At 60.5% G+C, this 9,922-nt stretch carries 7 protein-coding genes; 5 read left to right on the top strand and 2 right to left on the bottom strand.

Annotated elements, in window-relative coordinates:
- From MUU55_RS27645 to MUU55_RS27630, 4 genes are all read left to right on the top strand, one after another.
- Positions 1-264, top strand: a 264-nt coding sequence (locus MUU55_RS27645; RefSeq protein WP_244763984.1) for a hypothetical protein, incomplete at its 5' end; no start/stop codon positions are given.
- A 25-nt stretch (positions 265-289) separates the two neighbouring features.
- On the top strand, positions 290-1,180 hold the full coding sequence (locus MUU55_RS27640) for a hypothetical protein (protein ID WP_244763983.1): 891 nt from the start codon (positions 290-292) through the stop codon (positions 1,178-1,180).
- A 294-nt stretch (positions 1,181-1,474) separates the two neighbouring features.
- Positions 1,475-3,331, top strand: a complete 1,857-nt coding sequence (locus MUU55_RS27635) for an ATP-dependent nuclease (protein ID WP_244763982.1) — start codon at positions 1,475-1,477, stop codon at positions 3,329-3,331.
- Positions 3,328-5,052, top strand: coding sequence for a UvrD-helicase domain-containing protein (locus MUU55_RS27630; RefSeq protein WP_244763981.1), 1,725 nt, complete (start codon positions 3,328-3,330; stop codon positions 5,050-5,052). The genes MUU55_RS27635 and MUU55_RS27630 overlap by 4 nt, the downstream gene beginning before the upstream one ends.
- A 6-nt stretch (positions 5,053-5,058) precedes the next feature.
- Here MUU55_RS27630 and MUU55_RS27625 read toward each other — a convergent pair whose 3' ends face one another.
- Together MUU55_RS27625 and tmk are read right to left on the bottom strand one after the other, a co-directional pair.
- On the bottom strand, positions 5,059-7,806 hold the full coding sequence (locus tag MUU55_RS27625; protein WP_244763980.1) for an NB-ARC domain-containing protein: 2,748 nt from the start codon (positions 7,804-7,806) through the stop codon (positions 5,059-5,061).
- A 20-nt stretch (positions 7,807-7,826) separates the two neighbouring features.
- The gene (tmk, locus tag MUU55_RS27620; RefSeq protein ID WP_280519154.1) at positions 7,827-8,438 is read right to left on the bottom strand and encodes a dTMP kinase; all 612 of its coding nucleotides are present in this window, start codon (positions 8,436-8,438) and stop codon (positions 7,827-7,829) included.
- Between the two features lie 44 nt (positions 8,439-8,482).
- On the opposite strand from tmk, the gene MUU55_RS27615 reads away from it, so the two are divergent.
- Entirely contained in the window at positions 8,483-9,868 is a 1,386-nt protein-coding gene (locus MUU55_RS27615) for a B12-binding domain-containing radical SAM protein (protein WP_244763978.1), read from the top strand.
- Positions 9,869-9,922 lie beyond the last annotated feature (54 nt).

Raw genomic sequence — 9,922 nt, 5'->3', positions numbered from 1 at the left:
TCGCTGCTTCTTCATAAGTCCGTCCTCAATAGGCCAGACTCTAATCCATTCTGGAGGAAATTCTCAGTGGCAGGTCACAATTTCAAGCGCGAGATAGCATTGTGGCACGGTGCCTTGGAACACAAGGAATCGTATGACCGCCATTTCATGAAGCATGATGCTCACGAATTAGTGTCCGGGAAGTATGATCTCTCCAAGCTCAATCAGGTCCTTGATGCAATGGTCGTTGAGGTTTCATTGCTAAGCGCGGCAGATCCGCGCTAACCTGGAGGCGTCAGAAGGACGTGATATGAGTGCAGCAGCGATTCTTGATGAGATGGCTCGACGCGACAATATCGTCGATATTTTCCGCCGCGTTCTCGCCCGTCATGGAATTGTGCCGGCCATGAACCGCATGGACTTTCACCTGTGCGAGAAGGTGATCATCGAACTCACGTCCCAACCTGCCCGCCTTTCGGCAACCGTACTGGATTTCATGTTTCCCCATGAACCCGCTCCGAGCACGGTCTACCACTATACCGGGTTCAGCGGATTTCAGGGGATTGTCTCATCGGGCGAGCTTCGGCTCTATCCAGTCCGCAACCGGCTTGGCCAGGGTGGAGAGCTTGAGGCATTTGCAAAGGCACACATACTTGACGGTTATCTAGACCCGTCACAGGGTGAAGAGTTCTATAAGGCCCTATCGGATGACCTATTTTATGCTTCCCTGACGCGGATTCCTCCAAAGGATCCACTGCTGATGTGGGGAGCATTTGGCGGAGGCACCGGAGTACGTCTCGAACTCAAAGTTACACCCAAGCCCGCCGCCGCGCTTCGGCCGATCTACTACGAAACCAGCGGGTCGATGACCCTCCTGCAAGAAATAAACGATGCGTTGCGAGCCGCAGGAGAGCCGCCGTTCAATCCCTGGGCGATTTCTCGCGCCGGCGGGTTCTATCTGGACTGGACCGTTGCAAGGGAAGACGAGGTCCGCCTTCTCGTCAAACGATATCCCGGGGGTATTGACCTCACCCGAAACGATGGGGCATCCGACTACTGGCCGGTCCCGATCGACCAGCCAAATGATTTTTGTGATCTGCAGTTGACCGGCATTCATGTCGCTCCGGGCGGCAATAAGGGCGCGACCAGCGCAGCATTGCAAGGTACGCGCTTCGCCGCCGTTTCAGTCACCGGACCATAGTCACCGGCTCCCTCTTCTGACCCGGACTAAGCGGAAAAGGGGAACCGCAACTCGTCGCGACGTTGCAAGCCTCAGATCAAGATCCTGTTGCCATCAGCACCGCGAACTGGGGCTCGCAACCACCTTCCGCCAGTCAACCCACCGGGCGAGATCCGCCTCAATTTCGAAGCTACTCGTCTGGCGACGTCCTTGCTGCCAGCTCAGAGTCAGAGTGCTATTGGCGACCGCCTCTTCCTTTGCTCAAATAGAATATAGATTCGCGCGTCCGGTGATACGCGCTAGACCGGAGGGGGCATGTATCTCCAAAATCTTAGTCTCAATAACTTTCGTTCTTTTAGTCGGTCCGAGATTCCACTTTGCGAGGATCTAACGATCCTTGTTGGAGAGAATAATGGCGGGAAAAGCAACGCAATTGATGCGATACGGCTTTTGACGGCCCCACTTGGTGGGCGCCGCGAACTCTATTGTGAAGCAACGGACATCCGCTTTGGAAGCGACGAGAGGAAGTTCGAGCTGACCGCGACCTTCACCGAGCTAAATCCGGCGCAGCAAGGCCGGATGATTTCAGCCGCGACCGACGCCGCGATCTCTGGTTGCGTGTTCGGTCTCAAGTACGATGAGACCACGGGCCGCTTCCCCGCGCGTCCCGTCTTATGGGGCGGGCACCAGCAAGGCAACCCGGAACCGGGATGTCATGAGATGGTCCGGCATGTCTATTTGCCGCCATTGCGCGACGCAAAGCGGGCGCTGGCATCGGGCAATCCGACCCGCATCTACGCACTCCTCAACCACTTTCTAGAAGGGGAAAAACCGGAAGCCTTGGCCAAGGCGCTTCGACGCGGCGTGGAATCTGAAATCCTCGGCAGAGTCGGTGGTGCCGTCGAAGTCGGATTGAGTGCACTGACGGCCGGCGTCCGCCGCCAGGCTGCGTCTATCGGTTTCGCGAATGATGAGAAGCTCATCGATATCGCGCGTGACCTTCGTTTCAAGCTCTCCGATCACGGCATTGAACCGGAAGACCTCCGCTATTCCGGCCACGGCTACGCGAACTTGCTCTATATGGCGACGATCGCAGTTGAGCTCGAAAAGGTCAACGACGCTGATCTGACGCTCTTCCTAGTCGAGGAACCCGAAGCCCATCTTCACCCCCAGCTCCAGGCGGCTGTGCTCAGCTTTCTTGACGAGCAGGCCGAGAAATCGCGGAAACCGCGCGCCGATAACCAAGGCCCCGCAGGCGAACTGCAGGTGGTCGTCGCGACCCATTCGCCGAACCTCTCGGCGTGGGTCGAAAGCAAGAAGCTCGTCTTCTTCCGGTCTTTCCTTCCCGCGCCCGCTGTGGCCGAGGCGGCTGTTGCGGAATCAGCGCCGCATGCGCTCGCCGGCGTACCCGCCGAGATCATGCCGGAAATCGAGCCCAATCCCGTGATGCCGGAGGGCAGGCCGAGGCTGGAAACGCGCTGCATTCCGCTCACGGCGTTGGAGCTCGATCCGGTCGAGCGTCGCAAGGTCGATCGCTATCTCGACGTGACCAAATCGGCGCTCCTGTTCGGTGGTCGCGTGCTCCTTGTCGAGGGGATCGCTGAAGCGCTTCTCCTTCCGGTCATCGCGAAGAAGGTCGTCCTAAAGGCCGAACCGGAAAAGCTCCGCCTGTTTCGGTCGGCGGTCTTCGTTCCGATCGATGGCGTCGACTTTGAGCCTTACGCCAAGTTGCTCCTCTCACCCTACAATGAGGTGCGGATCGCGGATCGGCTTGTCGTCTTGACAGATGGCGACGGCGGCGAGGTTGCGGAAGGGGCGATGACGCCGGGCGCCGGACGCAAGCGCGATCTGCAGGCGGTCGCCGGAAAACTCGGCGCGAGTGATCTCCTTGAGGTCGTCATCAACGACTATTCGCTCGAGACGGAATTGGTGCGAGCAGGGAACGGGGCTCTCCTCAAGGGGGCCTATGTCAAGCTTCACCCGCGCTCCGCTGACAAGTGGGACGCTGCTGTCGGGCAGGCCGGCGCAGCACAGGCGGTAGAAATCCAAAAACTGTTCGAAACGACGCGCAAAGGTGATTTTGCCCAGCTAGTCGCTGAGGAGATCAATATCGGCGCGGCCTTCACAGTACCGGGCTATTTGAAGACGGCGATCGAGGCGCTCGTAAAATGATCGCGGCGCCATTCAAGCCGACTGATGAGCAGAAACGCGTGATCGAGCATCCCGGTTCTGCCTTCATTGCGGCGTGTCCAGGTGCGGGCAAGACCCGCGTCATCGTGGAGCGAGCGCGCAAGCTTCTAAACGGAGGGGCCCCGACTCGCGCTATCGCCTTCCTGTCCTTCACCGTTGCGGCGGTTTCGGAGCTAGATGATCGGCTGCGCCGGGAAGGTCTAGTCGAGACGCCAGCTTTTCCTCATTTCATCGGGACCTTCGATGCGTTTCTCTGGCAGTTCCTCATCGCACCCTTTGGGATCGACGGCTGCGTAGCAAAGCCGAAGCTCATCCCGGATAAGGATGATCGCATCATTCAGCCGTTCGCCGGGGCTCAGTCCTTGCCACTGGAGTGCTTCGATCGCATGACGGGGGCAGCAATCCCGGCGCTGATCCAGCGCCATGGTTTTCGCGGGAAGATCAAGGCGTATGAAACCGTTGCGCGGAAAGCGCGAGCAAGCTTCTTGGAGCGCGGCGAACTCGATTTCACCGATGCGCGATCCATGGCGCTCGCCAGATTGCGCGCTCCGGCGCGGGGTGCTGTCCTTGGAGGGGCGCTTGCGGCTCGTTTCCTCGAGGTCATCGTTGACGAGGCGCAGGACTGTAATCCGGTCGACCTGGAGATCATTGACTGGTTGCGGGCGGCCGGGGTGCCCGTGAAGGTGATCTGCGACCCGAATCAGGCGGTTTACGGCTTTCGCGGCGGCGTGACGCGCGAGCTTGCGCAGTTCGCTAAGACGTTCGGTGAAGCCGAGCGTCTTCCCATGAACGGAAATTTCCGATCCAGCGGCCACATCGCGAAGTGCGTGGTGGCGTTGCGGGCACCCAATATGCGTGCTTCGATCGACGAAGCGCTGGGGGAGCACCGCGACGAACCGAAGGCAGTTCAGATCTTGGCCTATTCGGGAAGAGGCGTCCCCTCAACCATCGGAGCGAAGTTCCAAGAGCTCGTCCGGGAGATGGGGTTCCAGGCGCAGGATTGCCCTGTCGTTTCTGCGACACGACGGACGGGCGCGAACGCGCTGGGACATCCCCAGGATACGGGAATTCGCGATCTGAGCTACAGGCTTGCCGTCGCGGTGAGCGATTTTCACTTCTCGTTCGAGATTGGCGGGCGGAAAGAGGCGCTTGTCGCCATTCACCGCATCATGCTTGAACTGGAAGGCAGTACGAGCGGAAAGACCTATCACCAGCATCTCGCGGATAAAGACGTCAGCCCCGAGTCGTGGCGCCCTGCAGCCCTCGCGTTGGCGCAGGCCCTGAAGTTCAGTCCGGAGCGGTTCGCAACGGCCGAGGCGTGGCATGATGAGGCCCGTCGGCTGCTGGCGCCGTTGCTGCCGGCCGGCGGCCCGTCCATCAATCAGCGGCTTCGCCGCAATGGCGACCTGGAAAAGGCATTGTCGGTCGCGCCCCCATCCGGCCACGCCGCGCGGACAATTCATAGTGTGAAGGGCATGGAATTTCCAGCGATCTGCGTGGTGATGTCGCCGAGCACCGCGAAGGGCATTGTCGATTTTCTGACGGGGGACGCCGCGGTCGACAATGAGGAAGCACGCAAAATCTATGTGGGGGCGTCGCGGGCGCAGCGCCTGTTGGCGATCGCGCTGCCGCGGACGCAGGCCCCGCGGCTCCGGGATTTGATGGTGGGAATGGGTGGCCCGGTCGACTTTATCGCGCTCTAGCCTAACTTAGAGCACGGGCCCCGCCGTGGAAGGCTGCCATTCGCACTCGTTGCGCAAGATTTCCAACTGCTCTAGTAGTGACTGATTGTCGGCGAGGCTCAACGCTTCGTTGAAATCGTCAGCTGGCGTCTCGCCGATGGCGACACGCACCCTGATGCGTTGCAACAGGAAGCTGGCGCGATATTGCTGATTCCGCCCGGTTGCCCCGGCCAGCGCCTCATCCACCAAATCCTTCGCCTCATCGAGCTTCCCGAGACCCAGCTTCGCACGCGACAGACTGTGGGCGACCCAAATTCGACCGTCGTCATCCACAATTCCGGCCAGGAGCGTTTCCGCTTCTTCGAGGCGGCCGACCGCCAGCAAGGTCTCGCCCCAGCGGCGGCTCTGGAACGGATCAGGAGAGCGAAGAGCCTCGAACGCCTGCAACGCCCGCGAGGAATACTCGTCGACGGACACTTTTGTCGCCGCGTGGTACATGATTTCCGCATAGGCTCCGCAGGCACGGTCGTCATCGAGCATCACTGCGCTGAGTTCGGGTAGCTTTGACAGGAAATCAGGAAGTGAAGCGGGGTCTTTCCATGCCTTTTGCCGAGCGAAGGCCGCCAGAACCTCGTATGCCTGCGCGACATTCGCAAACGCGCCCCGCAACGCGCGATCCAGAAAGAAGTCCTCCTCGCTCAGCAGCAGTTGTTCGGCCCATGGGGCGTGCACTGAATTGAGCGTTTCCGCCAGTCCCAACAGCACGGATGACGTCACGCCATTGCCATCCTTCGCCAGTCGGACGATGTCCAAGGAAAGAGCTTCAGCCTCCTCCGCACGGGCACGCTCCTTAGCGTACAAGCGCAGCAATTGAAGTTTCGCCTCGTTCAATGGGAAGACTTTGAGCGAGTGTTCGAAAAGCTCCATCGCGTGTTCGCGCTCGAGGAGAATCCGCCGAGCCTTTCCGTGATGGTGAATAATTTCCGCGGTCTGGCGGTCTGTCAGGTGCTCTATACGTAAAAGCGTATCGAATACCCCCAGCCGGCCCCGCAATTTCTGGCGAGCGCTCTCCATGCCGTGATAGTGGCGCTCGTGTCTATGTAATGCCTCGACAATCTCAACAGCTAGGGCGATTTCGGCGTCGATGTCACGGCCGCGTCCATCTCCTAGCGATCGCGCGAGCTCATATGGATCCGGCAGGGCGTCCGGCTTCACTTGGCTTGCCGCCCAAGCCGAAATAAGAGCGTAGATGAAAGCCGTCCGTCGATCGCCATTCTCCACCTTCCTTTCCAGGAAACGCCTTAGCTGCACGGCCATCGATTCGAGGTTGTGATCATCGCTACGTATGAGGCTAAGGATATGTCGTTCGAACCGGTCGTCGAGCTCCCGAGCGCGCCTTTCGCTCAACCAGTCTCCGGCTTTGATTGCCGCCTCAACAATGTCGTGCAGGCGAACAGACGTCCAGTCCTCCGAAACCGTCAACCCATAGCCGATCAGTTTTCTTAAGCCCACGGGGCCGACCAGCGACTTGAGGAAGTCGCGGTCGCAGGACGATTGGCCCACCCACGCGAAAACCGAAAGCTCTTCGCGGAGAACGTCTCGGTGCCGACCCAGAACGCGCTCGGCGAGAAGCGTGTTGCCGTCGTCCACCTGTCCGATGTGGTCGCAATCCAGGATGATGTCTTCCCACGAAGTCCCACGCCGAGCCGAAGAATTAAGTAGCCTGAGACTGAGGGGGTGGCCGCCGACGGCGTTCCAGATCGCCTCGAACGCCTTGCTTGGCACTCCCTCCGGCAGCGCGTGTCCGAGTAGGGTAAGCGCCGCATCCGCATCAAGCATCGGCAGCTCATACGCGCCATCGCCCCTTTGCCGTCGTGTGATCAATACTCTGCTGCCGGCACTGCAGGCAGCCTCGATCGCCTCCACGGTGAGGCTCGCCGGAGCGTCGTCAAGAACGAGAAGACAACGGTGCTTTCGAAGTAGTCCAAGAAGGTTGTGTTCCGCTCCCCCTCGACGCAGAGGCACTGCAGCGAGCAGTTCGACACCGTTCAGGGCACGGGCGTCTAGCCATAACGTGTACTGAAATGCCGGTCGGTGGGCGGCTACGTAGGCTGTCGCGATCTCCGACTTGCCGATGCCTCCCATGCCGGAGATAACGACGCAGCGGGATTTCGAATGGAGTGCCTCGATATCGGCGAGTACCAGTGGGCGCGAAATGTGACTGCCTTCTAGCACCGGAAGCGCGAGCGTGGCCGCGTGCTCGTCGCGAATGTCGGAGATCGCCGGCAGGATCACGGACAGCTCGTCGACCGCATGGTCCTGCGCGAGTAGCTGGTCAACGATCGTCTCAGCGATCGCCCTGCCATCGAGAACTTGCAGGGAACGGCCCGCCATGGCGTTTCCCTGACTTACCTCTTCGACCAATTGCTCGATCGCGCCGGTCGGCGCCCGCCTTGAAGCCAGAAGGTAGATCTTCTCGCAGTGGGGTGCGAGGCTGATGACGTGGGCGAGGTCTCCGCGAGGTTTCCGGAGGCCCCTACTGAAATAGTCCTGGCGCACCGATGTCTCCACCGCGATCTTTCCGTCGGGCGAGACGCCGTCGAGGACCCCGCCCACGGGGTTGCCGGAAATCGATGCGCCGCGATGGCGGATTTCCGTGTCCAGGAGGTGGGACACCAGTAGGACGCCGAACCGCTCGAAGATCGCGCCCGGTCCCATGGCCGTTATCGCGTCGGTCAGTTTTTGAATGAGCAGGTGGCGAAGTTGGGTGTCCATACGCGGCCTTCGTTACGGTTCTACAGCAGCGGGGAGATTCTCGACCAGATGTCGGCAGCCACCTCCTCCTCGGCACGGTCAGCATTCACTAGATGGCAGCGGTCGGGATCGTTCGCTGCGGCCGAACGGAAGCCATCGGCAATCTGGAAGAAATCCCGCATGTCTTCAGCGGGGTCGTCGAGACCGTCCTTCCGGATTGTCCTGCGTGCCGCAGCCCTGTCTGGTGGCAAATCTAGTATGATAGTCACATGCGGGCGCGCGTCACCGACAACTGCCTGCAAAACGGCGTCGAGGAGAGGTCTAAGATCCTCGGCCGCGCCGAAGACTTGCAGCGCGTAGGTCGAATCGAAGTAGCGATCCGACACGACCCAGTCCCCGCCGGCCAAGGCTGGGCGGATCACACTCTGGACGTGGTCGTATCGGGCTGCATTGATCAGCAGCAGTTCCTCCACACGCTCAAGCTGCCGGTCGCCATGGGTCAGGATGGCGCGGACTTCTTTTCCGAGCCGGCCGCCGTCGGGTTCCTTCGTTTGCACGACGCTCCGGCCTTCCGCACGCAAGCGCTCGACAAGGCGTTTGACCTGCACGGATTTTCCACTTCCGTCGATTCCCTCAATACTTACAAACGGCAAGTTGAACTCCTACATTATAGGCCCGCGGCGCAGGAAGGTAGTTTATGGCTCGATCAAATGTTGTAGTCTTTGTTTCTGCAGGCATGACTGCCCCGAAAAAGCGCGACCACTCACTCGCTCGTAGACAGCTCTATCTCAACTACGGCGCCTTGTCGCTGGCAACCATGTTGCAACTCAAGGGCTATGACACGCTTCTAGTTCATGGGGAGCATGACACGCCAGAGGTGGCGATCCAGCGACTCGTGGCAACGGGGGCGATGCCCTCGTCCTTTCCACTGATGGTCTCCATCCCGAGCTTCTACGCCCTCGACTGGGCCAAGGCCTTCTGCGCCCTCGCAAAGAAGGCGGATCCCGACTGTCCCATCGTTGTTGGAGGCCGGTGGGTGGTCGGGCCCGATGTTACGTGGTTGCGGACCAAGCTGCCGGAAGCCGACATTCTCGTCGAGGGGCTTGGCGAGCCCATCGTCGAAAGCCTTCTGAGCGTGACCCCCGACCTTCGCAGGCTCTCGGCGCCGACACCCGGGTTCACTTTAAACCACCTGCTCGTGGACGGCTACGAGCGGTATCAGCCGAGCGTAGAGGCCTCCCGCGGTTGTGGCATGAAATGCGTATTTTGCGAGGAGCGCGATATCCCACTTGAGAAGCTGCGCGATCCGGACGACCTCGCCGCATCGATGGCTCTCGTCCAGGAGCAGTACCGCGGTGCTGCAATTCACCCTTACCTTCAGGCGTCGATGTTTGCGCCCAGCCGTCAATGGAGCGAGCGCCTCGCTATGGCCGTCCAGCGACTGGGGCTCCGCATCGAATGGCGGACGGAGACCCGGGTGGACGCCATGACACCGGAAACGGTCGCGGCGCTGGCGCAGGCGGGGCTGAAAGTCATCGACCTTGGGCTAGAGACAGCATCCCCGTCCCAGATCTTGGCCATGGGGAAGTCGCGTGATCCGGACAGGTATCTCAGGCGCGCATCCGACCTCATCGAGGCCTGCCGCGAACACGGCGTGCGGGTCAAAGCGAATGTGCTGCTCTATGCAGGTGAAACACAGCGGACCCTCGATGAAACGACGGCATGGCTTGACCACCACGCTTCGGCGATCGCAGGCGTGTCCGTAGGGCCGGTCATCGCCTACGGGCCGCCCAAGACGGCCGATCCGTTACTGAGTGACTGGATCGCACGCGGAGCCAGGCCGGTGGACCCGACAAGCGCCGAAGCAACCGGCATCACCGTGATGCACCTGAGCAAGCATTTCGACGCTGACGAGGCCGAGGTCGCGAGCCTTTCGCTCTCTCGCCGATTTATGGATACTAGTTCCTATTTCGAGCTCAAGAGTTTCAGCTACTATCCAAGGGACTACGGCCGCACCGATTTCGACAGGGACGTAGCGGCTGCCGACCCAGCCCGGCTACCCTTTGCCTTGGAGCCCGCGTGAGTAACTGGCGATATGCGCGACTGACTGCGGGTGTTCGATACCCCCTCAGCTCGG

It is taken from the genome of Shinella curvata (genome assembly GCF_022899935.1).
GTDB classification, from domain to species: Bacteria; Pseudomonadota; Alphaproteobacteria; order Rhizobiales; family Rhizobiaceae; genus Shinella; species Shinella curvata.
The sequence above is the reverse complement of the archived record's forward strand: the minus strand, read 5'-3'. Positions and strand labels throughout refer to the sequence as shown.

Coding starts and splice junctions, on each gene's coding strand:
- MUU55_RS27640 (WP_244763983.1), top strand. CDS start 290: ATGAGTGCAGCAGCGATTCTTGATGAGATGGCTCGACGCGACAATATC.
- MUU55_RS27635 (WP_244763982.1), top strand. CDS start 1,475: ATGTATCTCCAAAATCTTAGTCTCAATAACTTTCGTTCTTTTAGTCGG.
- MUU55_RS27630 (WP_244763981.1), top strand. CDS start 3,328: ATGATCGCGGCGCCATTCAAGCCGACTGATGAGCAGAAACGCGTGATC.
- MUU55_RS27625 (WP_244763980.1), bottom strand. CDS start 7,806: ATGGACACCCAACTTCGCCACCTGCTCATTCAAAAACTGACCGACGCG.
- MUU55_RS27615 (WP_244763978.1), top strand. CDS start 8,483: ATGGCTCGATCAAATGTTGTAGTCTTTGTTTCTGCAGGCATGACTGCC.